Below are 24,571 nucleotides of genomic sequence, written 5' to 3' on the forward strand. Positions count from 1 at the left end.
TTACAGGCGCTCGAGGTTCGTCGCACGCGGACCCTTGTCCGCCTGCTCGATATCGAACTCGACTTCCTGACCCTCTTCGAGGTCCGGGCCGCCGATGTCTTCCATGTGGAAGAAGACGTCCTCGTCCGCGTCGTCAGTCGAAATGAAGCCGTAACCGCCCGTGTCGTTGAAGAAGTCAACCTTACCGTTTGCCATTGCAACCGTACCGAGAGCCCCGCGATGTATAACTGTTGTGCGGTGCGTGATACCACGGGCTGTGACACGCGTCAGTTACCCACGACTGCAATCACCAGCCAGTGATCCCGCGGGTCGAGCGTCCGGATCCGACGGCCTCGTCGACTCACTCAAACAACCGACGACCTCGCCGCCTCACTCAAGTAACCGAACGACCTCGTCGACTCACCGCCCGAACAGCCGTTCGAGCAGCGGTCGCTCGGAGGGCCGCTCTGCCAGCAGCACCGAACAGTCGACGTCGTTGACGACGTCGTAGTGCAGCGAGTCGGTCAGCAGCCGGGAGAGCAGGCCGCGCTCGGTCGCTCCGAGGATCAACAGGCTGTGGTCGGCCGCCTCGCGCTCGATGACCGTCTCCACGTCACCGGCCTCGACGAGCAGGTCGGCGCCGGTGAGTTCGTGCTCCAGCGCCCAGGTTTCGAGGAACTGCTCGCCCGCCTCGACGTCCGCCTCGGAGTCGACGACGTGGAGCAGCGACACGGCCGACCCGACCGTGGATTGGAGCATCCCGACGACCTCGGCGCTCAGATCCGAGTCCGGACCGCCGTAGGTCGGCAAGAGGATGTCGGAGGGGTCGAAGCCGCGGTCTTTGACGATCAGGAAGTCACACGGCAACTGGTTCGTGAGCTCTTCGAGCGGCCGCTCGGCGCGGGCGTCGCTCCACAGTCGGTTCTCCTCCCAGCCCAGCAGGACGAGATCCGGATCCGTCCGACGGGCGGCGTTGAACACCTCCTCGAACGAGCGGTTGGTGACGACCATCGAGGTCTCGAAGTTCACGTCGTATCCCGCCGCGGTCTCACGGATCGGCTGCATCAGTCGCTCGGATTCGCCGGAGATCCGCTGTCGCTGCTGATAGCTCGGATCGGCCGGGCGGTGGCCCGGCGTCTGGATCACGTGCACCGCGTGGACGGTCGCCGACTCCTTCGCGCTCGCGAGCGTACAGGCCAGGTCGACCAGACCCGCCTCCGTCCGCGGGTTCGCGATCGGGACCATAATACGGAAGTCCCCGTCCCGCGAGAGCGATCGCTCGGAGGGGTCCAGTATCGGGACGTACGAGCGGCCGACGAGGCGGCCGAACAGCCACTCCCGCGGTGTCAGGCGGCGCTCGATCCCCTCGAACCGGGCGGATTCGAGGCGGTCCTCGCTCGTCTGGAAGTAGTTCACCAGCGTGACGAGCGCGACGCCGCCGATCGTGTTTCCGAGGAGGACCGGAAGGACGAAGTCGATCAGGCCGGCCGCGAACGCCAGCTCCCCGTACAACACGAGATACCAGGCCTCCGAGAACGCGACGACCGAGTGGAACAGACCGCCCACGGGGATCGAGAGAAAGGCGAGGTAGGTGACCACGATCCGCGAGATCGTATCGCGCGAACTGAACCCGACCCAGACCACGCCCGCGACGATGAGACCCGCGAAGACCGCCTTCGAGAACAGCGCCCACCAGCCCACCTCGAACGCGCCGTGGCGGGCGAGATAGAGCGCCTCCTCGGCGGCCGCGGGGTCGAACACGCCGCCCCGGGCGAGCACGAGCGTCCCGATCGCGCCGCCGAGGAAGTTCCCGAAGAGCACGATCGTCCAGTGACGCAACAGCGCCGGGAGGCTCGCGATCCGCTCGAGGGTCAGCGCGACCGGCGGCAGGGTGTTCTCGGTGTAGAGCTGGTACCCGCCGATGATGATGTAGATGAACCCCAGCGGGTACAGGAGCGCTCCGACGATCTTGTTGTCGGTCGTCGCCGACACCGAGGCGTAGAGGAGGAAGGTGATGCTGATCGCGAACCCCGCGGCGATGGCGCTGAAGAACAGTTCGCGGCCGGTCGAGGTGACCTCCTCGTCGGCGGCGGCGACGATCCGCTGGAACACCTCATCGGCCGAAAACCGGTCGCGGACGGCCTCTCCGACCGCCGGAGCGCCCATCCGGGAGCGCTCGACCGCCTCCCGAACCGACTCGTCCAGGTCCGTGCGGTCCGGGAACTCGTCCATCCCTCTCCGTTCGGGGGGCGGTCCCCCGTCGTCGTGATCCGAGTCGTCCATCGTGTTACGGCACCGGACCGGGGTGACTTGATAGTAGTGCTTGTCCGGATTGTCTCGGGACCACCTCAGGACATCTGGAGGAAACTCGCAGGCCAACGGGTCCTCGGAAAACGTGAGAGTGAGGAGACCACTCCGACGAAGCCGAGCCATCAAGTATTCACGTCGTGATCCGCGATCCCGAAAGCGTGCAACGACGAGACTTCCTCGCAGCCGCGTCGATAGGGATCGCAGCGACGGCCGGATGCGCGTCGATTACCGGGACAGACAACGGATCGGATGGAGAATCGGGTTCGGGTGACGGATCCGAGGAAGTCGAGCGGATCGAACTGGAAGACGATGCGCCCGAAGCGGCCGGTGCGCAGACGCTTCGCGTCCCCGTCGCGGAGTCGATCGCGGGGCAGACACTCTCCGCCGTCGCGGCGACATATCCGCGCGAGCGGTTCGTCGTCGACAGCGCCAGCCACGACGCCATCACCGTCGGCGTCGATCAGGACGGTGACGAAACGCTCGACGAGGAGTTTGGTTCCGACGCCATCAGCGGTGCCAACAACAACGCCTACTCGTTCACGGTCACGATGGACACGGCCTACGAGTTGCGCGAGGGCGACGTCGTCATCCTCGACTATCCGACGATCAGTAACCCGCAGGAGGCCGGTGAGTACGACGCGACGGTCGTCCTCAACGATCAGCAGGAGACGACTGTCTCCGTCGCGATCGAGTAGTCTCGGCGAGAGGCCGGAGACGGCCGGGGCCGACGCACGAATCGCCGAACAGACAAGATTGAAGTCCGTTTGTACCCTCCCAGCAGAGGAATGAGACTCTTCTCGTCGAAGGCGGACCGCTGGCGCGGAATCCTCATTCTCCTCGTGGTTTCGGTCGCGTTTTTCGGACTCTACGTCGCGACGCGCCGGTACGCGTCGTTCGTGTTCGACGCCGCGGAACTCCGCGCGTGGATCGCACAGTTCGGCGTCTTCGCGCCGCTCGTCTTCGTCTTCCTGCAGGCGCTGCAGGTCGTCGTCGCGCCGATCCCCGGACAGGTCGTCGCGCTCGTCGCGGGCTACCTGTTCGGTCCGTTCTGGGGGACGGTCTACAGCCTCACGGGCGTCCTGATCGGCAGCGCGGTGGCGTTCAGCCTCGCGAAGCGCTACGGCCGCTCGTTCGTCGAGGACATCCTCCACGAGGACGTGGTGAACCGCTTCGACGAGTTCGTCGAGCGCGTCGGCGCACCGGGACTGTTCGCGTTCGTCATCATCCCCGGTCTCCCCGACGACGCGATCTGCTTTCTGTCCGGGCTGACGCCGCTTCGGCTCCGGACGTTCATCGCGGTGATCAGCGTCGGTCGCCTCCCCGCGTACGTGATCACCGTCTACGCCGGCGGGGAACTGGCGAGCGGGCGGTTCCTCGAAGGGATCGCGCTCGTCGGCGTCGTGATCGCGCTCTCGGCGATCGGCTACTTCAAGCAGGAGGCCGTGCGGGACCTGGTTCGTCGGCTGGAACTGCGGTTCCAGCTTTGAACGGCGGCGGGTCGATCCGAACCGACCGCGACCCGCTGGATCGCGTCGGCGGTTGACCCCGCCGGACCGGCACCGTCAACTTACTGGTAGGGCTCCTCGTCGCGGTGCGCGTCGGGGTTCTCCTGTTCTTTCGCCTCCTCTTCGCGGACCTCCGATTCCTGTTCGATGCTCCGCTCTTTCTCGGCCTTCTCGATCTCGCTGTTGGCTTCGTTCGCCGCTTCCTCGACCTCTTCGTCCTGTTCGTCGTCGGCAGTTTCCAGTTCGGTGTCTTCCTCGATGTCGAGGCCGTGTTCGTCGTCTGTCATCGCGCCCGCGTTTGGGACTGAAGACGGAAGAGTCCGGTGCGGGGCCGCCCGTAGTCCAAGTCGAGAGCGGGCCGAACAGGAGTCGCGTATTCCGGGTGCTGCCCCGGATGGAGTGCGCCGAAACGGCCTCACTCGGGGGACTGGAGACAGCTCGATCTTCAGTCGAGTGCGGAGGCTACTCGAATGGAAACCGTGTAGAAACCGGATGCCGCCTCCCGGATTGTGAACCTCACTCGCAAATCACAGATTTGCTCGCTGGTTCAAATCCGCCCAGGTGTCAGTTTCACTGCTCACGTCGTTCGCAGGAAAATGCCGCCTCCCGGATTTGAACCGGGGACAGCTCGATCTTCAGTCGAGTGCTCTCCCAGTCTGAGCTAAGGCGGCACGCATTTCGATCGATGCCGAGTATATAAAAAAGGGTTTCGGATCGCCGCGCCGTCAGCGGAGTTCGACGATAGCGCTCTACAGATTACGCGGCACTGGGGCCGTCGGTCGGATCCGACGTGCAGTACTTTTGATCCAGCTTTTGCCAGCGTGAGACGGCAAAGCCTTCTCGCTGGCCGTAGACGAGGGCTTCCGGCGGCAGCCCGCAGCGCAAAAGGTGGATGGGCTCGGGCGGAACAAGCGCGGATCGCGTGCGTTTCCTTCCCTGTCGGTTTCGGCGTCCTCCAGTCTCCTAACGGGGTTCTGTGAGACCGATGAAAACAGAACACGACGAACTCGATCCGTTGGAGCCGGACCGCGCGCAAGAGCTGTACCTGAAACAGAAAGAGATGGACGCATCGAAGAAGACGGTGCAGTCGCACAAATATCGACTGAACGCCTTCGTTCGATGGTGTGACGAGAACGACATAGATAACCTGAATGACTTGACCGGTCGCGACCTACAGGAGTATCGCCTGTGGCGACAGGATGACGCCGATTTGAAGAAAATCACCTTGACCCAACAGATGAGCACCATCCGGGTTTTCATCAAGTGGTGTGGCTCGATGGAAGCCGTCCCTGCGGATCTCTACGAGAAGGTTATGATTCCACGAGTGACTCCGGAGGAAGAGCGGTCCGAAGAGATGCTTGAGGCTGAAACTGCGGAAGCCATTCGAGAGCACCTAATGAGATACCACTATGCTTCGTTTGAGCAGACGATATTCGTGCTTCTCTGGGAGACAGGTATGCGGTTAGGTGGTGCTCATTCGTTGGATATCGAAGACATAGATCTCGAAAACAGACGGCTTGCACTCGTTCATCGTCCCGAACAGGGCACGGAGTTAAAGAACGGTGGTGCCGGCGAGCGACCAATTGCGATTACGGAGGGCCTCGCCGAGATATTGCAGGAATTCATCGAAAACACACGGAAGAGAATCACCGACGAATATGGTCGCGATCCACTGTTTACATCGTCTCGCGGGAGAAGGTCTCGGAGTAGTCTGAGGCGGGCCGTGTATCGAGTCACTGCACCTTGTTTCAGGAATGAGCCTTGTCCCGGTTGTACAGGTAAGGACGACAAGAAGTGTCCAGAAGCGGTCAGTCCGCATCCGATTCGTCGAGGTAGCATTACTCACTTCCTCACGAAGGACATTCCGACTGAGATCGTTAGCGACCGGATGAATGTGAGTCGTGACGTTCTCGATAAACACTACGATCGACGTTCTGAAGAGGTGAAACTAGAGCAACGAAGAGGGTACCTCGATAATATCTAATCTACTCTCTACAACTCTCAATTGAACGAAAGAGAGACTACAACATCTCTTCTGGGTTTGATGGTCCCAGATGTACTCAGTATAGGGCAACAACTTACCGAACGGTTCGTTCCTCAAACTGGCTCAACTAGACTGTGCCCTCCAGAGCGTTTCTTCAAGTTGATCACGCAATTGAATAACCATCTGAGGAAGGCTATCATAGAGGCGGGTATCCCTGAGTTGGAATGACGGCCCCCCTACTCCGAGCGCGCCAAATACCCGACCATCTGGATTATGAACAGCGGCTCCAACTGCCTTAGTTCCCTTGTCAAATTCGCTATCTACTATCGCATACCCTCTCTCTTTAATTTCTGCTAGTTCCGTGTGTAATTTCTCTGGGTCGGTGATTGTTTGCTCAGTCTCTGCCGGAAGCCCCCAGCGGTCAATTACCGCTTCAATTCGGTGTTCTGGGAACTCAGCTAATGCTGCTTTTCCAGCAGCGGTGTTATGCATATAGTACCGGTTACCAATGTCGAAATCGTTCTCAGCATATATCGTATACAATCGCCCATTTTCGATGGACAAAAAATGGACGTCTTCATCTATTCTCTGTGACAATTCCTTCATTTCATCGATTACAACCCGTGAGTGAGGATGCGACCGCCAAACGCTGCTACCAAAATGGAGCAACTCCATTCCGAGCCGATATTCGCCATTATGTTCAACAACCAGTCCTTCATTTTCTAATGTTTTGAGCTGGGAAAATACGGAACTTTTTGGTTTATCTATGCTTTGAGCGATCGTTGTTAGTGTATTGGCCTCATTGCGTTTGATCAATCGGAGTATTTGTAACGACGTCTGGGTTGTCTTCAGCAATCTCGGGCTGCTATCTGATGGCATAGCCCCTACCAAGTCCCTGTGGCAGATAATATTTCGCATTATGTGAATACCCATATAGACTGGCTAAGATCATTATAAATTGTGTGACGTTACCACTGGCCTTGGTAGTCCCCATTATGCGAATATGGGTAGAGTCGGGGCTCTTCGATTTACTAAGGCACCTAGCAGAAATCGACCGACACAGCGGAGATAATGCAGTCTCTGTAGAGCTGAAATACAAGGAACCAATAGATCTTTCACATAATGAGAACTTCTCACTAAATTTTCTTTTATTTGATCTTATATTCCGCATTATTTTGGACAATTAGGTAATTATAAGTGGGTAGGTATTGAGGGATAGACTGATCTGTATGATAGCAGGTCACACGATGGAGGATCCCGATGAGGAATTCAGATAAAGCAAACAATCAGGATCAGTTGTCGAGACGAATAGTCAGGAAGGCGGCGGAAGCAACACACCGTCTAGGATACATTCAGAGGTAATCACAAATGAGTACAGACGATAGAAACTATGTAGAAAAGTTCCGTTCTGAAACCAATCCCATAGTTTTCGCAGGGGGCGTATTACTGACAGTCGCGATAATCGCAGCACTGGGCGCAAAGCCGGCTGTCACCGGAGAATTCCTTTCATCGGCCAATTCTTGGGTTGTCTCGAACCTAGGTTGGTTCTATCTCTGGGTGATTTTCCTAGCCTTCGTGTTCGCAATATTCCTCCTCTTAGGTCCGTGGGGACAAATCAAGCTGGGGTCTCCAGATGAAGAACCGGAGTTCTCTTACTGGAAGTATTTCGTAATGATGTTTACAGCCGGAATGGCTGGCGGCCTCGCCTTCTGGGGACCAGGGGAAGGTCTCGTCCATTATAGTACAGCACCACCATTACTGGAGGCAGGTGCTGGGACACAGGAGATTATGCCCGGTGCGTTACAGTATGCGATCTTCCACACCGGCCTCTCTCCGTGGTCTGTATACGTGGTTTTTGGAGTAGTAATAGCGTTCTTCGCGTACCGCCGAGGAGCCTCACTCAGACCTGCAGTCCTCTTAGCACCATTCATCGGTGCTGATAATTTAGATGGCTTCCTCGGAAAATCCGTTGACATCCTAATCACGGTGATTTCTGTCGCTGGTATCACCGTATCATTCGGAGCGGGCATCACACAACTCCTGTCAGGACTCGGTTACAACTGGGGAATTGAGGTAGGAGACATCGGCACGGTCGTGATCACATTGTTAGCTACGATCGTTGTCACAACTTCGGCGTCGCTCGGCATCAGACGTGGCATCCGGCGATTAGCCACCTTCAACATCTACCTCTTCATCGGATTGATGCTCTCGGTGCTAATATTTGGTCCACTGACGTTCCTTCTAAACCTTGGAACACTAACAGTTTCAAGCTACTTTACCAACTTCATCGAAATGAGCCTATTTATCGGCTCCAGTCCAGAAGCGGTTCAATGGCTTAGCAGTTGGACGCTGTTCTTCTGGCCCTGGTGGCTCTCATTTGGGCCGATGATCGGGATATTCATCGCCCGCATCTCGCGTGGCAGAAAGATCCGGGAAGTCGTGTTCGCTGCGTTGGTCGTAGCGTTCGCTATAACTGTCCCGTGGTTCGTCACGATGAGTGGAACCTCTATATGGCTTCAATCAACCGGTCAGGCTGATCTAATGGCAGTTTTCGGCGAGTATGGTGTAGAAGCGATAGGATTCAGTCTGTTCGAGGCGTTGATGCCGTTCCCTCAAGTCTTCTCAGCGCTATTTCTTCTACTGGTGTTCAGCTTTTTAGCAACGACTATTGACTCGTCAACACTTAGCGTAGCGATGCTTACTGTCGACGGAAATGAAGATCCATCGACCATCAATCGAGTTATATGGGGTGTCTTGATTGGTCTGCTCACATCGATCTTGATGGTAGTTGGTGGGTTCGGAGCGCTTCAAGCCTTCATCATCCTTGTTGGCCTCCCGTCTGCTATTCTCTGTGCTGTTGCATTAATCGGAATGACAATCGAATTCGAACGAGAATTCCCGGTCATTCTGTCGAGTAAAACATGGGAAATGCAAAGTGAAGAAGTGAGTACAGAGGCAGGAGAACAGAAATTAGCTGGTGAGGCTGATGATTGAAGAGCTATATGTCTTGGAAAACCGAAAGGAGGCAGACCAAGCAAACTTATTTTCTATCTAAATTTCTGAACCACCACTTCATCCTCTCCACGAACAGCCCTATAAAACAATGAACCAGAGAATTAAATTACAATGATTACCGTAAACGGCAGTCTGACAATCCAAGACGTAGTTGCAGTAGCGCGTAATGAGGAACGGGTCAAATTAGCCTCCAAAGCAGTGGATCGGATGGCTAATTCTCGTAAGGCGGTTGACGATATCGTCAACTCGGATGACCGACGAGTGTACGGAGTGAATACGGGATACGGTGAGCTGAACGATAAAGAGATCTCACCGGAAATGATGACCCAGCATGAAGAAAACGTCATCAGATCCAACATCACAATCGGAGATCCGCTAGAAACTGACGTAGTTCGGGCAACAATGCTTGTCCGGGCAAACGCGTTTGCAGTGGGTCGATCTGGTGTCCGTCCAGTCGTTGCGGAACGGTTATTGGAATTATTGAACGCCGGAATCCATCCCATAGTTAGATCTCAAGGGAATACCGAAGATTACGGGTATTCGTCGGCGGTTGGTCGGGCTCTGATCGGTGAAGGTGAAGTGACGTACAAAGACGAGACAATGTCTGCAGGTGAGGCTCTATCCAAGGAGGGAATTGACACCTTGTCTCTCCAGCCTAGAGAGGGACTTGCTTTGATGAGCGGGACTTCCTATACTCCCGGCCGGCTCGCACTACTGGTCAAGGATGTCAGAAGACTAGTAGAAGCTGCCGATGTCGCAGGTGCACTTTCGTTTTCGCTCGTCGGAAAAGAACCGGGAGCATTCTCTAGTCGAATTGGTGAGGTTCGTCCTTACGAGGGGTTCAAAGAAAGTGCTAGCATCATTAGAGAAGTAACTGGTATTGATGCGACTAATCGCCGGCAGACCTCACAAGACCCCCTCTCACTCCGCTGTATGCCACAGGTCCACGGGTCTCTCCGCGAATTCTTGTCGACTGCCGAGTCATTGATTAGAACTGAACTTCAGAGTGCAACTGATAACCCCCTTATTTTCCCAGATGGTGCGGTTTTCTCTTGCGGGAATTTCAACGCCCAACACCTATCGACGGCCGCTGACTCGTTAGCGCAATCTGTCACGAAAGTCGGTCGAATCAGTGAACGGAGGGCTGGATTGCTTGTCGAAGGTAACGGAGATCTGCCGTCGGCACTAACCGACAACGTTGGTATTGGTCAGGGAATGGTACGAGCTCATTACTCTGCTGCATCACTGGCGGCAGAGGCATCGACAGTAGATACGGCGAGCACTCAAATCGCTGACGTACCAATGGGGAAGGAAGACATTCAGGGTTTAGGTGCATTAGCAGTCAATAATTTGGCTTCTGTCGTCGAAACTGTAACGTATATAATAGCAATTGAATTATTATTTATTATCCGAGCTCATAAAATGTTGCAGAAACAAAGAGATACAGACTCAACAATTCCAAGGGACTTCTTAGCAGAACTCGATAGAGACACAGTCGAACCCGACAATGAGTGTATTCACGCTATTGCAGAAAGAATCTTAGACGGAACACTACACCGAGTGAGAGATAATTCAAACAAAGTCTAATCACTTAATAATATAATATATTTTAGTTTACATATTATTGTCGGCTGTTAAATAAACGAAGAGGTGATTGAGCCCTTCGCACACTCGTTCTAATGAATGATTCACTAGCGGGTTCGTGAAAACGACACCAAAGATTCCATTCCAAAACAAGGCCAACAATATGACGGCAAGAGAACTATAATCCCTCTTCCGAAACCAACAAACTATTCTTTGGTATCTTCATTCACAGGGGACCCACCGTCCGTCATAGCATACTGGGTGAGGTTAGCTTCGAGAGCTTCCCGTCGACGGCGTGACTTCCGTTCCTCAGTTCGCTGGTCGTAGTGCTTGTCAAGCACGGGAACCGAGACGTCGACTCGGTCACTCAGCAATTCTTTCGGTACACCCTCATCCAACTGGTGCATAATCGACCACTTGCGCATCGGATGAGTGCTAAAACTCGATGGACACTTTGCTGCGCTCGAATTTTGCGTTGCATCACAGTCAGACAGCTCTCTATCGTGCGGACAGTCGTTCGAGTAACCACACGGTCGAGTCATTTTGTAGAAATCACGTCGTATGGTTGTTGTCGAAGGGCGACCAGAAGGCGTTGTGAATAGGGGCTTACGACCGTATTTGTCGACGACTTCGTGCCGTGTGTACTCGATGTAGTCGTCAATAAAGGCCCGTAGTCCGTCGGAGATGTTGACGATCCGTTCACCATCGGAACCGTTCTTGAGCGGCGTTCCGTACTCTTCACGGCTTTCCGGACGGTGGCGGAGGTGAATCACTCGGTTTTCAGGATCGAAATCGTCGAAATCGATAGCACGCACGGCACCCATACGAAGACCGATCTCAGCGATTAACTCGAACTCAACGTGCTGCCTCGATGCGTACTCGAATCGACGGAAGTAGGATCGAATCCCCTCTACTTCATCACTCTCAGGGACGAACTCGTTGACTTCCTCGTTCGGTGGTACGTTCGGCATCGGAACGCGCTCTGAAAGGTCGGCGTGGACCGCATCGATATCCTCACAGAACTGGAGGAAGACACTTAGGATGGCGAGGTTCCCGTTGAGACTGAGCGTATTCAACCCCGTATTGTTCTTCCGCCAAGTTTTGAATTTCATCAGCGTTCGACCGCTGATGTCGTTCATATTATCGACATCGACCTCTTCCGTCCAGTCGATGAACGTACCGAGAGCCGAGGCGTGCTTTCGTCGGGTCGCGGTTCGCAGGTCGTCCACTCGGTGTTCGAGATACCAATCGAGGGCTTCCTGCGGCGCGAGCGGTTTCAGTTCTCTGCCAGCCATCATCGCATCCGATTCAGCGTGGGTATAAATACGGCCCAATTAATTGGGATTGGTGATTGATCGAAATTGGTGGCTGTAATCTGAAAATTGGTGATGAGAGGAGAGCATTAGCTGTATTTTTCATTTCGGTCCTCTTTCAGACCTAGTCATAGTCTCGCGCGCGCTCCGCAGTCCCGTCACGAATTTCGAGCAACCCTTCTCACGAGCTCCAAATATTGATCCTCCTCTATTCTCGGGACAGCTTCATTGGTGGTTTCCCCATCTACAGTGATTGGTAATCCCGAAATAGTACTAATTGCGAATTCCCGTAGCAGACGAATTGGCAATCCCCCGTGTTTAACGAATTAGCCATCCTCAGTATAGCGAATTAGCAATCCCGGGATTGCCGACGTTAGCAATCATCGATTATATACACATTCGACAAGAGAGCGAATATATGGATCGAAGGCTAGAGCTGCGAATTAAAGGCCATCTCTACGAAATACGTGAGGTCAACGATCAAGTGCTCAGTTCGAGACAAGGGTTCCCGATGGCGGAGAAGGGATATCAAAAGACGCTCAAAAGTGTAGCTAGCTGCTCGAATTCTGAATTAGTGGATCGGGTTGCGAACAACATCAAGGAACAGATTCGCTCTCGCGAGGAGCGTCCCAGTAATCGATCTATCCGTCGGGACGCTCGGATGCTTCTCGCCGACGAAGGCATCGTTGCGGATAACTATCTCAACGCGGCCTAATCTCGAAGACAGACAGTCTCCAAACTGCTATTTTCTACCGTATGGAATAGCAGCCTTCGAGCGAGGTGTTGGTCCTTCCAACCTCAGGGCGGTGTGAGTTCGTCTGCGTTGAAGACACGGGTCAGGTCATCGATTATTGCTTTATCAACGGTAGTGATGTTGGTTACCTGGCCTTCGATATAGGGTGAACTGCTGAGATCGTTCAACGTATCATAGTTGACCAAGATGTCCAGATGGTCGGGTACGTTGTCGTATTGGAAGCCTGAAGCCGCTGTCGAGACAATCGGGTTCCACTATACCCAAGATTTTATACAGTTCTTCGACGAGTCGGTGTACAACGAGCCTTGATCAGTTGAGAGATCGAAGTCTGTCGGTCTGTTCCCCATTGCTTACCACAAAACACGATACACCTCGCTGTAATACGGAAGGTAACGAGATTATGCCGCCCTCGAATAATCAGGACTTGATGAGTTATAATGAAGATACGGGACGATTCCAATTTGGACCCGATCTGAAGGCCAATATCGAAGAGAAGCTTAGCGATCTCCCCGATGAGGCATATGATCGGCTGTTAGATCTTGTCCGTCTTGAGCCTACCAGTAACTCTAAGCTGAAGAATCAGTGGAATATGGCTTCGGGAAGCGAGGTCCACCAGTACCTGGAATCAGAACTGAATCCATTCTACTACAGGGGTGATAATAGCTACATCCGCGTGACAAAAGAGGCGAAAGATTTTGTCCGTCAAAATAGTGGTCTAAACCAGTACGTGACAGAAGAGTCAGGCAGCTCCGAGGATGTGTCAGAAAACATCCGCAACCGAGACCTCTTGATGGATCTGGTTACGGTAGCACAGAGCCTTGGCCATCTACCGGACGAAAAAGAAATTGAGGCTAATTCTAGCTACTCTTCTGACCGATTTCGTAATGAGTTTGGAGGCTTGTTTGAGGCTTGCCAGGAGGCAGGTATCGTTCCGGATTCAGTGACGAAGGACGACTATACGGCGGTAACAGAGAATAAAAAGGAGCAGGAGGCATCGCAAGCAGAAGACAGAGAATCGGAATATTCCACAAGTGATCCCTCGGCGGCGGAGCTGGTTGAGGAGTTACAATGGGTCAATCAAAATATTGAGACAGTTCCGTCTCCTAGTGATATGAACGAGTTGGGTATTTTTACTGGTCCTAAATATCAGGATCAGTTCGGGTCTTGGGATGAGGCACTTGATGCTGCGGGAATTGATAAGGGAGAAATGTTGCTACAGGATATGGATCGTGTAGCTGGCGAGGTCGCCAAAGACTTGACCCAGTCAGAAATGAATGAATACGGACGACACAGCTCAACGATGATAGCCCGTTACTTTGGGGGGTGGACTGAAGCTAAGGAGAGACTTCAAGAGTGGCGAAAAGAGAAGGAAAACGATTCATCGGAGGAATTTGATAATATGGTCAACGACCGTTTGGACGATATCCTGGGATAGCCTTCTTACTGGTCTACAAGGACGTCTTCTAAACGGTCTTCCCACTTCTGATCAGCTTCGTCGATGAAAGCGAGGAGGTCGAACTCGTCTTTCAAACTAATGTCCTGGTTTATTGCTTCTACGCCAGCATCGGCGTACTGCAGAGCCAGTTCCCAGAGCTCGCTGTCATCCGGGTCCTCGTCGCTGTGTTCCAGTTCGATGAGTTTGTAAATAAACTCGATTCCTTCCCGGTATTCGTTTTCTGAAGAACCGCCGACCCGGTTCACCTGAATGAAGTCTTGGGAGTAGCTGCCTTCGGACTCTGTACGCGGATCGTCTCGTAGAAAACCGAGGACTAGGCCTGCTGTGAAAAGTTCGTAGTTCGTGTCGAAGGGGTAGTCGTTCTTGTCGGTTACTTTGACGTTGTCGTTTTTGCGGGCGGTCCGAAGCACCATATTCCGGTAGATGTCGAATCGGGCTGTTTTGAGCCGTCTAGCAGTAGTACTCATTTGGCAAGCACCCGCTTGAGCTCGGTTTCTGATTCAATAGGGCTAATTTCAGAGGATTCGGGGTCGTCTTTTCGCTGGTGGATCTCTAGGTGGCTGGAGATGTTGTCGCCCATTTGCTCGATATCCTCTTTATCAAGTTCCCCGGGCTGGTAGAGGATGATAACTTGGTCACGGAAGTTGGGGAAGTAGTCGATCAGGTTCTCTTTGTGTTCTGGGTCGAGCCTGCCGATTGGCGTGTCGATGACGACCGGTGCTTCCCGAGCAGTGAACTTGTTGAGTCCAGCTATGAAGGAGTAGGCAATAATCTGACGAGCGCCTTTGCTGGGGTTCTGTTCTTCGATGTCTCGGTTGCCGGAGATTGTCTTAACGTCGAGTTCGTAGTCTTTGCTAATGGTAAGACCTTCGTAGACGTCGTTTTTGTTGGTGAGTTCTTGGAAGATTTTGGAGGCGTGTTTTTCGACGCTTTCACGTTGGGTTTCAACGTATTTGTCCCGAATTTCTTCCCAGGCATCAGCGCACTCGTCGGAGAGTTTCATCAGGGTGCGGTAGCGCTGTTCCTCTTCGTCGGCGGCTTCCATCGAGTTGACTGTCTGTTCCAATTCTCGCTTCTCTTCCTCAAGCTCGCTGATATCGTCTTCCAGGGTATCGATTGTGGTCTTCAGACCGCCGATCTCTTCGTCGAGAGTCTCCTTCATGTCTCGCAGAGATTCAGCTTCTTTGGCAGTGACGGTTGCTTTCTCGATATCGTCTTCCAGAGATTCTTTTTCGTCTTTGAGGGCGGTGATATCCTCTTTCAGGCTCTCGATATCCTCTTGAATGGAGACGTACTCGCTCTTAGCCTGGTTGACGTTCAGGTTCTCTGGGTAGTCGCCAGAGGTGAGACACTCAAGGTGGTCTGAGGCGAATCCTTGGAGTTCGGAGATGGTACTCATCTCGTCGTTCCGCAGCTGTTCAAGAGTGTGTTCTAAGGTCTCCTCGGCTTCTTCATCGATATCGGCTCCGCAGAGGCAGTTGTCCCGGCCAATAAGGTACTCAATGGTATCTTCCATCCCGGAGACGATGGAGACATCGTAGTTATCGATGGTGTGTTTTGCACCGATACCGATCATTAGTGGGCCGAGACGGGAGTGGAGTTCACGGCGTTCCCCACGTTTCTCGTCCAGTTTGTCCTGTAGCCCGTCTTCTTGATCGGTGCCTTCGATTTCTTCTTTGATTTCGTTAACTCGATCCTGTTTGCCGGCTACACCAGAGGCTTCTGCAAGATCATCTTCGATTTGACTGCGGCGTTTCTCCTTCTGGCGAAGTTCGGTTTCGGCTGAGTCCTTCTCGGTCTTCTTCGCCTCGATGTCGCTCTTGACGCTACTGATATCCTCTGAAAGGCCTTGCAGTTCCTCTACGTCCTCTGCTTTGTCCTTCCATTCATCCTGGTAGTAGTCCTTCCCATCATCCCTGAGGTCGTGAATCGCGTTCTGAATCTCCCGAATCCCGAGAACAGTTTCAATTGCTTCTCGGACATCGGCTTCGGAGTCATTGTAGGATCCGGCGTATCGGTCGAGTTCCTCGCCGTCGAAGAAGAAGAAATCTGAGGCGCTTTCTGGGAGGATGCCATTGATGAACCGGTTGTACTTCTTGGCAGGGTCTTCGTTCGGTGCCTGATCGATTACTGTTTCCTTGCCTTCGCTGACGCTGGGCTTTTTGACGTTGACGTAGCAGGAGTTCCAATCCCGCTGATCAGGGTCATCGACTTGGTCGAACTCGATAACCCGCTCAATTTCGTAGACGTTCTGGTTATGGGTGAATTCGAGAGTGACGCTGGCTTCTCCTAATCCTTCTTTTGCGGCTTTCCGGTTGATTGCTTGCCGGCGTTTCTCTGATTTCTCTGCGTTACCGCCCTCGAATCCGTAAAGGCAGAAACGCATCGCAGTGAAAAACGCAGTCTTCCCTCGGTCGTTTTTCGCTCCCATAAGGATTAGAGGAGAGTCACTGCTGGTTTGGAGGTCGACGGTGACCTCCTTGTAGAAGGGCATAAAGTTCTTGATAATCGCTTTCTGAACTTTCATAGTGCTAATCCTCCATACTCCACCCGTTGTCGACGTAGTTCTCTAGTATCTGTCTTAATTCCGATGGAAGCCCCGCCCTCCGGTCCATCGTCACCATTTCTTTTTCGAGGACGTAGATCTCTTTCAGTAAACCCTCAGGGATATTCCGCTCGTCGGCCTGTTCAGCGATTAGTTTCTCAATCTCTGGGTCGATTTCCTCTTCGTCAGTACTCATATTAGTGCTAGATGCCCCAGTCCGTACGGCTCAAGTTGTTCTCTAAGCATCTGTCGGATCTTTTCTTGATTGTCGGCAGAGTCCATAAGAACTCGACTTCGATGGAGTTCCTTCTTCACAAATTCCCTGGCCATGTTGTTACCCTGCTCTGCGATGAGGCCAGGCAACGTGATCATATCATAGACCGATGCTTTCGATTTATCTTCACTTTTTCGAAGAACACGTCCCCGTCGTTGAATGAATTGTCTCTCATTACTTGAACTGGCGATGATAATCGCTGTCGGACAATCGGGTACATCTACCCCTTCATCCAGGCAGTTAATTGCCAGCAGGTAGTCTACCATCCCATTATTGAACTGGTGGAAGGCACTGGCTTTCTTGTCATCGTCCATATCGGAGACGAACACTGCGTAGGAGTCCTCGCCCTTCTTCCGGTTCAGCTGGTCTTTGATTTGGTCAACCTGCTGATTGTCCTCGCAGAAGATGATGGCAGGGGTGGGATGGTATGTCTCAAGGAAGCGACCGAATCGGTGAGGCTTGTTCTCTGCTTTCTTCAGAATCTTGGCCCTATCTCTGGAGAGTCGTTCTTGTTTCTCCCTAAGTTTTTGAACCGACTTACTCGGGTTGTTGCTGTTTAGTTCGCTGGTGACTTGGCCGATTCGCTGGCTGTAGCTTTTGTATCTCTCGTATTCTTCCTCGTTGAGATCGCAGATTATGGGGTAGTAGTCGTAGCTGGATAGGTAGTTGTTCTCGATGGCTTCGGCGGTTTCGAACCGGAAGATGATATCGTCAAAGTAGTTCATAATCTTCCGGTTGCCTGCGTCGTCGAATCTGCGTTCAGGAGTCGCGGAGAGGCCGATACGTCGTCCTGCGTCTATTTCGAAGAGTTGGCTGAAGGTGTCTGCTCCGTATCGGTGGACTTCGTCAGCGACTATTTGCAGGCGGTTGGGGGGGACTCCGCGGAGGAAGCTTCGGAATGCGTCTCCGACTGCTGTGTGGATTGTCGTTAGAATGAACTGCTTAGGCCGGTCGTGGATTACATCCGTGCTTTCGGTTCGGTATGGATTGACCAGGCCAAGCATCTCTTGTCGCCAGTCCGTTTCTCCGCTGCAGACGAGGATTTCGGAATCTTCGATCAACTCTTCGATGTCCTCTTTCCATTGATTGAGTAGAGTGGTTGTGGGGACAACGACCAGAGTTACTCTATTGTCGGCATCGAGATTGGCGGCCGCTATTGCAGCTCGGGTCTTTCCAGTCCCAGTCGCTAATGCGAAGATACCGTGATAGTCGTTTGCGATCCATTCGTCTATGGATTGTTCCTGGTGTTCCCAGAGCGGGATTTCCTCTTCTTCGCTTTCCCCGGTGTCCTCCTTGTTGAACAGCTCGAGGTCTGGACGACCATCGACGGTTTCTGGACTGTGTTCTTTCAGCCCAGATTCTACTGCGTCAGGTAGCTCTTTGACGGTTACTCGGGATTCCTCGTTGTTCCAAAGTTTGTTGAAGGATTCCCGTTTCTCGGAGGTCCGCATGTCGAGGCCAGGCCACCAGTTGGTGTAGACGTCGAAGGACTCGAAGTTGTCTGTCCAAGCTAATTCGGTCTCGTTGATGGAACCAAAGAAGGCCACCTGGTTACCGTGGTCGTCTGAAAAAACTCCCAATTTCTCGTGGTAGTGGCTGAACGGGTTGAGATCATCCGCATCGGTCATATAGGCAATACGGATTTCCAGCATCTCTTCTTCGAGCATCCAGGCGAGGCATTTGAAACGATCCCGTTTCAGGTAGTCCTCGAATTGTTCAGTTGAAAGCCCTCGGTGGAGGGCGTTCTCTATGACTTCGTTCTCGTCGAGATCGGTTTCTGGTTCTGAGGCTTGCTCCAGTACTTCGATGTCTTCGGGTTTGAGACGAGGGCTGACGATCAGCCGCATTTTACCATCGTTCAGAACCAGTTTGGATATCCCCTGAGCTGCGAGGACTAGTGATTTGCTGTCAAAGTAGCCAGCTGCCCGGTCGTATTGGTTCGCATTTCTAAGGCAGGGGATGTAGAAATCGTTCAGGATATCGTCGTTACCCGACCGATAGCTGTTTTGGAGGGAAAGAACTCTAAGACCTTGTTTTTCTTCCTCGGTCTGCTCAGAAGTTGTTCCGTCACCCATTGCTTGGATATGTGTAGGAATGTTTGTCAGCTTATTTGTAGCTTCCGCAGGCGGGAGACGCTCTGAATAACCTGATCTGTGGCGTGCTCGATTTCTTCCTTGGTGTTGTCTTTCCCAAGGCCGAACCGGACTGCTGAGTGCCAGCGTTCTTCGTCGCCGCCTATGGCTTGGAGTACGTGTGAGGCTTCGACCTTGCCGGTTGTACAGGCTGAGCCGGCTGAGACGGCTAGCTCTGGTTGTAGATTCTGAACGAGAGCTTTGTTTTCGACGCCGAGGAAGCTGACGTTCAGGTTGTTGGGGATCCGCTTCTCCGGGTGGCCGTTGAGCACGACATCGTCGAGTTTGCTGTTGAAGCGGTCCCACATATAGGACGTGAGTTCGTCGACGTGCTGACGGCGTTCATCCATCTCTTTGTCGGCCAGCTGTACAGCCTTCCCAAGTCCGACAATGGAGGGGACATTCAGGGTGCCGGAGCGCCAGCCTCGTTCGTGGCCACCGCCGTGGATGAGTGGGTCGAGTTTGACTTTGGGGTTGCGTCGGCGGACATAGAGAGCTCCGATGCCTTTTGGTCCGTAGATCTTGTGGGCAGAGATCGACATCAGGTCAATCCCCATCTCTTCGACGTCGATGGGGACGTAGCCCACTGCTTGGACTGCGTCAGTGTGGAAGAAGACCTCGTTGTCTTTGGCGACTTTCCCGATTTCTTTGAGAGGTGCGATAGTTCCGATCTCGTTGTTGGCGGCCATTATCGAGATCAGGAGTGTATCGTCTCGGATGGCCTCTTCCACGTCATCAGGGTTGATCAGTCCGTTTTCGTCGACGGGGAGGTAGGTAACGTCGAAGCCACGTTCTTCTAACACCTCACAGGCTTCGAGAACAGCTTCGTGCTCGGTTTCTCCGGTGATGATGTGGTTGCCTTTGTCTTTTCTCTCAGCGTAGTCAGCGACGCCCTTGGTAGCTAAGTTGTCGGACTCTGTTGCGCCGCTTGTGAAGATGATTTCTTCCTTTCGACAGTTGAGCACCTCCGAGATCTGTTCCCTGGCCTGTTCGACGCCTTCCTTTGCTTTGGCTCCGTAGAGATGATCGTCGCTGGCTGGGTTTCCGAAGTTCTCCGTGAGGTACGGCGTCATCTCTTCGGCTACCCGCTCATCTACCGGTGTAGTGGCGTGATGATCGAGGTACACCGCGTCGTCAAGAGCCGGAGTCATGGTAGCCCACTATCCGGTTCCACATCGGTATCTTCTTTCAAGCTATTGGGGATCAAGGCTTGGAAGTCGCTGAGGTCGCTGATGTTTCCGTGAACACGGATCACTCCACGGTTCAGATGGGCTACGAACTCGTCGTATAGATCTTCCTCCGGGTCTTTGTCCTCCTGAATCAGCCGCTCTTTCAGGAGGGCCATATAGAGTGCGTCGTGTTCTCCCAGTAGGGTGTACCGGTTGAACGTCTGACCGTCGTTATCGTATTCCTGTGGGTTTGGCGGCCGTGGTTCGTTCAGGGAGTAGCAGAGGCCGATTCTGCAGAGGTAGTTCGGTGTGAGTCCGGTATTCCCTTTCAGCATTCGTAGCCGATTCGTGGCGTCTGTCCCGATCTGGATCCGGTTGAACTCTTTGCTCATTGGGGAACACCTTCTAAGTCGATTTCCTCGGCTTGGTCAGGGCTTGACCAGAAGTAACCTCGACTGACGGACGTGTAGCCTTCTTGCTGGTTGTAGTCCAGGTGGTAGGACTGAGTAACGTCGTCGTTCAGCTGGTCGTAGTATTCGTCGTCGATTTCCGTGTCGGTGGAGAAGACTAGGACTTGGTGTGCTGCTTCCGGGAAGAAGTTCTCCACGAGGTTTTCTCGGTGTGCTTTGTCGAGGCGTCCGAGCGGAGTGTCGACGATGAAAGGAAGTGGTCTGCCAGAGATCTCTGCCAGTGCCCAGAGCAGAGCAGTTGCGAAGATCTGGCGTTCGCCGGCGGAGAGTTCCGACTGGGGTTTGTGGTTCCCGTGTTTGGTTTTGACCTGAATGTTGAGTTCTTCTTCGTCGACTTCGATACCTTCGTAGAAGTCGCTCTTGTTAGACAGGGCAAGATATCGTTCAGTAAGGGCGTCCTCCAGATTTCGGAGTTTTTCCTTAGCCAGGTCTTCCCGGTATTCGCTCAGAACATCTTGAACGTCGGAGGCAAGGTCAGCCCGTTCTGAAATGGTTTCCTCGTCTTCCTTACGGTCGAGTTTGTTGTCGATTTGGTTCCCAAGGCGGGAGGTCCGGGTTTCGAGTGTACTCAGTTCCTCTTCGATATCCTCGAGATCGGATTTGAGGGATTCTTTCTCTTCTATCAGTTCGTTCAGTTCTTCGATTAGAGGGGAGATGTCCTCTTCTTCGGGAGCACGTCCGAGCTGTGATTCGATATCCTGCAGCTCTCGAACCATGCTCTCGAGTTCACTGGATTTGGAGCCGAGGTTTTCAGGTACTTCGTTCAGTGCTTGGTCGACGACACCATACATCTCTCGGCGCTGGGATTCAGAGAATTGGTGGAGGAGTTGAGTGTCCTCATCGTCGACTTGGAATCGGTTCTTGATCTCTGACTGAAGTCGCGTCTTGATCTCTTCAGCTTGGTCGTCAGGGACATCAAGGTCACTGAAGACTTCGCCATTCAGTGCTTCGTCAAGTTCGCTGTCCAGTCGTTCGCGGGCGGCAGCAGTTTCCTGCTTCTCGCTTTCTTCTTTCAACCGGTTAACTACGCTTTTGCAGAGGTCAGGTGCTAGTGCGAAGGGGTATGCATCGGTGGCGATTTCACGGATGTCTTCTTCGACGTTCTCGATTTTCGCGTTGAGTTCTGCTCTACGTTCTTTCAGCTCTTCGCGTTTGTCGGCGTAGGCACCTCCCTCTTGGGCGATATCTGCTTCCTTGCTGTCAATCTCTGTTTCCAGTTCAGCAAGGCGGCCTTCTTTGTCCTCTTTTTCATCTTTTAGCTCCTGACGGCGGTTTTCCAGTTCTTCTTTTTCTTTACGGAGCTCTTTGATCTCATCGTTGAGGCCTTCAAGACCGCTTTCGTCGAGTTTTCTGGAGCGGTAGATGGAGAGGTCAGCGTCAAGTCGGTCAACGAGATCGAGGCCGAGCAGGGAGAAGAGTGAGTCCTCGAAGCTTTCGTCATCTTCGATAGCGGTAGCCAGCTCTTGGACTTTCTCCCCGTCGAAGAAGAATAGTTGGGATACTCCCGGCGGGATCAGCTCTTTCAGGAAGTCTTCCCACTGGTCTTTGTCTAGGTCGGACGGAAGTTTTCCGTTTCGCCGTACCTCAAGGTTCTCGACGATGCTCTTGCCGCGGTCGCGCCAAGATCGTTCTACGCTGTAGTGGTCGACCTCGCCCATGTAGGCGTACTCAAATTCGAGGCGGATCGATGCTTCATCAGCAGAGTGGTCCGAGTATTCGTGGAGTTTCCCTCTGATGTGTTCTTTGTAGTCCGATTCGCTGACTCGTCGACCTAACGCGCTTCGACCGTGTAGACAGATCTGGATTCCTCGGAACAGGGTGGTTTTCCCGGCTCCGTTTGAACCGCCGAAAAGGATGATCGGGGATTCCTGTGAGGTAGAAAGTTGGAACTCGTTTCTGCCGCGATATGGTCCGAAATCGTTGATGACCAGCTTTGTCAGTTTCATTGATGAGAGGTGGGGGATCAGGTCTGCGACTCAGACGTATACTGCCAGTTTTCAACGTTCTCTTCGCCTTCGATATCAGCTACGATCTCTTCCATCGGACGCCAGTCCTCTCGCATAACCTTGTCAATCTCGTTGTAGATAGAGGCCCGGCGCTTCATACCATGGTGCTGAAGCTCAGTGTCCAGGAGGCGCTGCACCAGTTCGGGAGGAACGTCGTGCTTGTCTGCGATTTCTTTGAGCAGTTTAGCTTCAGTTTCTCCGAACGCTCCGTAGTCGTCTTGGACCCAGCCGATGTCCTCTTCCATCGCCTCTCTGTAGATTTTGGGAACGGAGTCTTCCCAGTCTGCTCGTTCCTCTCTCCAAATCCGGCGGATTTCCCGTAGTTCCTCATCCCGGATCAGATCCATCTCTTCGTCGTCCGGGATCTGTTCGTTGACCTCTTTCTGGGTTTCCAGCAGCTTTCTCAGTAGGTCTTTGCAGAACTCAAACTTGTGGGCTCGGGGGATGATCCCGTTGTCGCCGTTGGTTTTGGTTTTGACGTAGCCGTGTTGCCGGCCTTTGACCTGCCTGTATTTTGGTTTCTCGTCAGGGTCTTGAGTAGATTTCAGGAAGTCTCGGAACTCGAGGAGTGGTTCCATCCACTCATCGCCTTCGTCGATCATATTCTGCATCGCCTTGTCTTCGGAGACGACGGTGCAGGTCCAGCAACCGAATCGGCTGTTACCGCAGGACGGTGTTTTTGTGTCGATGACCATCGGGCATTCGTCGTCGGCCTCTTGGTACAGGGCTGCGAGGTCGCGGTTTTCCTTGCCCCAGGGACATTCGACTTGGAGGAGGTAGGACCAGACGTCGTCGACGATCCAGTCTTCGATTGGTGTGTAGACGAAGGCGTTGGCGAATTTGTTGTGGCGGGAGAGGATGCTGCCGTCGATGCTGTGCAGATCCATAACCTGCTCTCTCGTTGCACTTTCTGCTTTTCGGACTCCGAGGACGACGATTACTTCGCCGTGTTCTGAGACTTTGTTCTCGATGAAGCGGTCAGCTGGGTCGATTTTTAGGCGTTCGGTACACCAGCGGAAGGTCTGGTTGGGTGCTGGGTAGCCTCGACCGATTAGGTTGACCCAGAATGAGTCGTCAACCTTCGGGGTTACTTTGTGGGCTTCGAAGGGAAGATCTTCTTTCTCGGCGTATTCGTTGATGTTTTCAAGTGTACTGGTGATGTGGTTTACAATCTTGGGAGTTTCAACGAGTGTGTCGCTAGAGATGACGTGTATAGGTTTAGTTTGCTGCTCATCTGGGATTTCTTTGATAGCGTACCAGATGAGTTGTAGGGCGGTGGTCGAGTCTTTACCGCCGCTGTACCCGATTACCCAAGGACGCTCGTCCGCGAGATAGGCTTCCCGAATTTCCTCATAGATATCCTCGAGAGAGCGACTGTCGAATACGGACTCACCTTTCTCCTGACCCGTATTTGAAACGTCGAGATTGTCAGTACTCATTACTTAGACTCTTGTTTATAGTTCCCTCATAGAAGCCACTTGTATCTACCGTTGCGGCACCCACCGGTTCCACTACGATCCGTCGATTTTCCATTGTATACTCACCATATCGAGGTCTGTTTTTTTGAGTGATGACGCACCTTTTTCGATTGCCTGTCGAACTGATATCTCGTCCTTCATCAGGAAGATATCGTAGTTCTTTCTGCGTTGATGTGCTAGTGAGTTTCTGAGTATGTCTGATGAATCTACCTTCTTGTTTTGGACAACGCAGTATTCCTGTGGTTGGTCAGCGACCTCCAGGTCGTAGAAGAAATTATTCAAGATTTGTCTCACTTCCGATAGCTCTTCTCCCGGCACTTCGAACCGGTACTTGTCAGAGTCATAGTATTTGTCGAGTTGCTGGAAGAGGTCATCTTTATCGAAGTACTGTTTGAACAGGTACGTCTGGCCGAACTCAAAGACAGTGATCCGCTCTTGTTCTACATCGAAGGTGGGCATATCTGAATGGGCGGCTGGCGTGTTTGAGTGTAGCACGTCTACTCTCTAATAGTTCATCTAAGCGAAGTGAAAGTGAAATATAAGGAAAACTGTACGGTGAACCCATTGTACGGTAAGGAAGAGATTTTGCCTTGGGTT

20 protein-coding genes and 1 tRNA gene are annotated in these 24,571 nt (G+C 53.1%); 6 read left to right on the plus strand and 15 right to left on the minus strand.

What is annotated here, in order from left to right; all coding sequences use genetic code 11:
- Entirely contained in the window at positions 1–195 is a 195-nt protein-coding gene (locus DV707_RS19010; protein ID WP_049986547.1) for a cold-shock protein, read from the minus strand.
- Between the two features lie 204 nt (positions 196–399).
- Positions 400–2,262, minus strand: a complete 1,863-nt coding sequence (locus DV707_RS13050; RefSeq protein WP_103992744.1) for a formate/nitrite transporter family protein — start codon at positions 2,260–2,262, stop codon at positions 400–402.
- Positions 2,263–2,447: 185 nt separating this feature from the next.
- Between DV707_RS13050 and DV707_RS13055 the strand changes: the two genes are divergently transcribed.
- Both DV707_RS13055 and DV707_RS13060 read left to right on the plus strand, forming a co-directional pair.
- Positions 2,448–2,984, plus strand: coding sequence for a hypothetical protein (locus DV707_RS13055; RefSeq protein ID WP_136361878.1), 537 nt, complete (start codon positions 2,448–2,450; stop codon positions 2,982–2,984).
- A 90-nt stretch (positions 2,985–3,074) separates the two neighbouring features.
- Entirely contained in the window at positions 3,075–3,776 is a 702-nt protein-coding gene (locus tag DV707_RS13060; RefSeq protein WP_103992746.1) for a TVP38/TMEM64 family protein, read from the plus strand.
- Positions 3,777–3,856: 80 nt separating this feature from the next.
- On the opposite strand, the gene DV707_RS13065 is transcribed toward DV707_RS13060, so the two are convergent.
- Positions 3,857–4,081, minus strand: a complete 225-nt coding sequence (locus tag DV707_RS13065) for a hypothetical protein (RefSeq protein ID WP_103992747.1) — start codon at positions 4,079–4,081, stop codon at positions 3,857–3,859.
- Between the two features lie 310 nt (positions 4,082–4,391).
- Positions 4,392–4,465, minus strand: a tRNA-Phe gene (locus DV707_RS13070).
- A 314-nt stretch (positions 4,466–4,779) separates the two neighbouring features.
- Between DV707_RS13070 and DV707_RS13075 the strand changes: the two genes are divergently transcribed.
- Entirely contained in the window at positions 4,780–5,778 is a 999-nt protein-coding gene (locus DV707_RS13075; protein WP_103992748.1) for a tyrosine-type recombinase/integrase, read from the plus strand.
- A gap of 123 nt (positions 5,779–5,901) precedes the next feature.
- On the opposite strand, the gene DV707_RS13080 is transcribed toward DV707_RS13075, so the two are convergent.
- Positions 5,902–6,657 (minus strand): IclR family transcriptional regulator, encoded by a 756-nt coding sequence (locus tag DV707_RS13080; RefSeq protein WP_160113963.1) that lies wholly within the window; start codon positions 6,655–6,657, stop codon positions 5,902–5,904.
- A 489-nt stretch (positions 6,658–7,146) separates the two neighbouring features.
- Between DV707_RS13080 and DV707_RS13085 the strand changes: the two genes are divergently transcribed.
- Positions 7,147–8,772: a BCCT family transporter gene (locus DV707_RS13085; RefSeq protein ID WP_103992750.1), complete on the plus strand. Its 1,626-nt coding sequence runs from the start codon at positions 7,147–7,149 to the stop codon at positions 8,770–8,772.
- A 132-nt stretch (positions 8,773–8,904) separates the two neighbouring features.
- Positions 8,905–10,380, plus strand: coding sequence for an HAL/PAL/TAL family ammonia-lyase (locus DV707_RS13090; RefSeq protein ID WP_103992751.1), 1,476 nt, complete (start codon positions 8,905–8,907; stop codon positions 10,378–10,380).
- Positions 10,381–10,583: 203 nt separating this feature from the next.
- Here DV707_RS13090 and DV707_RS13095 read toward each other — a convergent pair whose 3' ends face one another.
- Positions 10,584–11,672: a tyrosine-type recombinase/integrase gene (locus DV707_RS13095; protein WP_136361879.1), complete on the minus strand. Its 1,089-nt coding sequence runs from the start codon at positions 11,670–11,672 to the stop codon at positions 10,584–10,586.
- A 1,199-nt stretch (positions 11,673–12,871) separates the two neighbouring features.
- On the opposite strand from DV707_RS13095, the gene DV707_RS13105 reads away from it, so the two are divergent.
- Positions 12,872–13,879 (plus strand): DUF5797 family protein, encoded by a 1,008-nt coding sequence (locus DV707_RS13105; protein WP_136361880.1) that lies wholly within the window; start codon positions 12,872–12,874, stop codon positions 13,877–13,879.
- Positions 13,880–13,884: 5 nt separating this feature from the next.
- Here DV707_RS13105 and DV707_RS13110 read toward each other — a convergent pair whose 3' ends face one another.
- The 9 genes from DV707_RS13110 to DV707_RS13150 form a co-directional block, all read right to left on the minus strand.
- The gene (locus DV707_RS13110) at positions 13,885–14,367 is read right to left on the minus strand and encodes a hypothetical protein (RefSeq protein WP_136361881.1); all 483 of its coding nucleotides are present in this window, start codon (positions 14,365–14,367) and stop codon (positions 13,885–13,887) included.
- Complete coding sequence (locus DV707_RS13115; RefSeq protein WP_103992755.1) at positions 14,364–16,427, minus strand: AAA family ATPase; 2,064 nt, start codon at positions 16,425–16,427, stop codon at positions 14,364–14,366. Before DV707_RS13115 ends, DV707_RS13110 begins: the two co-directional genes overlap by 4 nt.
- Before the next feature lie 4 nt (positions 16,428–16,431).
- On the minus strand, positions 16,432–16,641 hold the full coding sequence (locus tag DV707_RS13120; RefSeq protein ID WP_103992756.1) for a DNA modification system-associated small protein: 210 nt from the start codon (positions 16,639–16,641) through the stop codon (positions 16,432–16,434).
- Positions 16,638–18,794: a DEAD/DEAH box helicase family protein gene (locus DV707_RS13125; protein ID WP_103992757.1), complete on the minus strand. Its 2,157-nt coding sequence runs from the start codon at positions 18,792–18,794 to the stop codon at positions 16,638–16,640. The genes DV707_RS13120 and DV707_RS13125 overlap by 4 nt, the downstream gene beginning before the upstream one ends.
- 26 nt (positions 18,795–18,820) lie before the next feature.
- The gene (locus tag DV707_RS13130) at positions 18,821–20,002 is read right to left on the minus strand and encodes a cysteine desulfurase family protein (RefSeq protein WP_103992758.1); all 1,182 of its coding nucleotides are present in this window, start codon (positions 20,000–20,002) and stop codon (positions 18,821–18,823) included.
- Positions 19,999–20,412 carry a DNA sulfur modification protein DndE gene (dndE, locus tag DV707_RS13135; RefSeq protein ID WP_103992759.1) on the minus strand — a complete coding sequence of 138 codons (414 nt, stop codon included), beginning with the start codon at positions 20,410–20,412 and terminating at the stop codon, positions 19,999–20,001. The genes DV707_RS13130 and dndE overlap by 4 nt, the downstream gene beginning before the upstream one ends.
- The gene (dndD, locus tag DV707_RS13140) at positions 20,409–22,436 is read right to left on the minus strand and encodes a DNA sulfur modification protein DndD (RefSeq protein WP_103992760.1); all 2,028 of its coding nucleotides are present in this window, start codon (positions 22,434–22,436) and stop codon (positions 20,409–20,411) included. The genes dndE and dndD overlap by 4 nt, the downstream gene beginning before the upstream one ends.
- Positions 22,437–22,453: 17 nt before the next feature.
- Positions 22,454–23,935 (minus strand): DNA phosphorothioation system sulfurtransferase DndC, encoded by a 1,482-nt coding sequence (gene dndC / locus DV707_RS13145; protein WP_103992761.1) that lies wholly within the window; start codon positions 23,933–23,935, stop codon positions 22,454–22,456.
- Between the two features lie 72 nt (positions 23,936–24,007).
- A complete protein-coding gene (locus DV707_RS13150; RefSeq protein ID WP_103992762.1) occupies positions 24,008–24,433 on the minus strand; it encodes a hypothetical protein in 426 nt (141 codons plus the stop codon).
- Positions 24,434–24,571: the final 138 nt, after the last annotated feature.

The organism is Halobellus limi, assembly GCF_004799685.1.
Classification (GTDB): domain Archaea; phylum Halobacteriota; class Halobacteria; order Halobacteriales; family Haloferacaceae; genus Haloquadratum; species Haloquadratum limi.

Excerpts from the sequence above, each read along its gene's own strand:
- DV707_RS19010 (WP_049986547.1), bottom strand. The coding sequence starts at position 195 with ATGGCAAACGGTAAGGTTGACTTCTTCAACGACACGGGCGGTTACGGC.
- DV707_RS13050 (WP_103992744.1), bottom strand. The coding sequence starts at position 2,262 with ATGGACGACTCGGATCACGACGACGGGGGACCGCCCCCCGAACGGAGA.
- DV707_RS13060 (WP_103992746.1), top strand. The coding sequence starts at position 3,075 with ATGAGACTCTTCTCGTCGAAGGCGGACCGCTGGCGCGGAATCCTCATT.
- DV707_RS13065 (WP_103992747.1), bottom strand. The coding sequence starts at position 4,081 with ATGACAGACGACGAACACGGCCTCGACATCGAGGAAGACACCGAACTG.
- DV707_RS13075 (WP_103992748.1), top strand. The coding sequence starts at position 4,780 with ATGAAAACAGAACACGACGAACTCGATCCGTTGGAGCCGGACCGCGCG.
- DV707_RS13080 (WP_160113963.1), bottom strand. The coding sequence starts at position 6,657 with ATGCCATCAGATAGCAGCCCGAGATTGCTGAAGACAACCCAGACGTCG.
- DV707_RS13085 (WP_103992750.1), top strand. The coding sequence starts at position 7,147 with ATGAGTACAGACGATAGAAACTATGTAGAAAAGTTCCGTTCTGAAACC.
- DV707_RS13090 (WP_103992751.1), top strand. The coding sequence starts at position 8,905 with ATGATTACCGTAAACGGCAGTCTGACAATCCAAGACGTAGTTGCAGTA.
- DV707_RS13095 (WP_136361879.1), bottom strand. The coding sequence starts at position 11,672 with ATGGCTGGCAGAGAACTGAAACCGCTCGCGCCGCAGGAAGCCCTCGAT.
- DV707_RS13105 (WP_136361880.1), top strand. The coding sequence starts at position 12,872 with ATGAGTTATAATGAAGATACGGGACGATTCCAATTTGGACCCGATCTG.
- DV707_RS13110 (WP_136361881.1), bottom strand. The coding sequence starts at position 14,367 with ATGAGTACTACTGCTAGACGGCTCAAAACAGCCCGATTCGACATCTAC.
- DV707_RS13115 (WP_103992755.1), bottom strand. The coding sequence starts at position 16,427 with ATGAAAGTTCAGAAAGCGATTATCAAGAACTTTATGCCCTTCTACAAG.
- DV707_RS13120 (WP_103992756.1), bottom strand. The coding sequence starts at position 16,641 with ATGAGTACTGACGAAGAGGAAATCGACCCAGAGATTGAGAAACTAATC.
- DV707_RS13125 (WP_103992757.1), bottom strand. The coding sequence starts at position 18,794 with ATGGGTGACGGAACAACTTCTGAGCAGACCGAGGAAGAAAAACAAGGT.
- DV707_RS13130 (WP_103992758.1), bottom strand. The coding sequence starts at position 20,002 with ATGACTCCGGCTCTTGACGACGCGGTGTACCTCGATCATCACGCCACT.
- dndE (WP_103992759.1), bottom strand. The coding sequence starts at position 20,412 with ATGAGCAAAGAGTTCAACCGGATCCAGATCGGGACAGACGCCACGAAT.
- dndD (WP_103992760.1), bottom strand. The coding sequence starts at position 22,436 with ATGAAACTGACAAAGCTGGTCATCAACGATTTCGGACCATATCGCGGC.
- dndC (WP_103992761.1), bottom strand. The coding sequence starts at position 23,935 with ATGAGTACTGACAATCTCGACGTTTCAAATACGGGTCAGGAGAAAGGT.
- DV707_RS13150 (WP_103992762.1), bottom strand. The coding sequence starts at position 24,433 with ATGCCCACCTTCGATGTAGAACAAGAGCGGATCACTGTCTTTGAGTTC.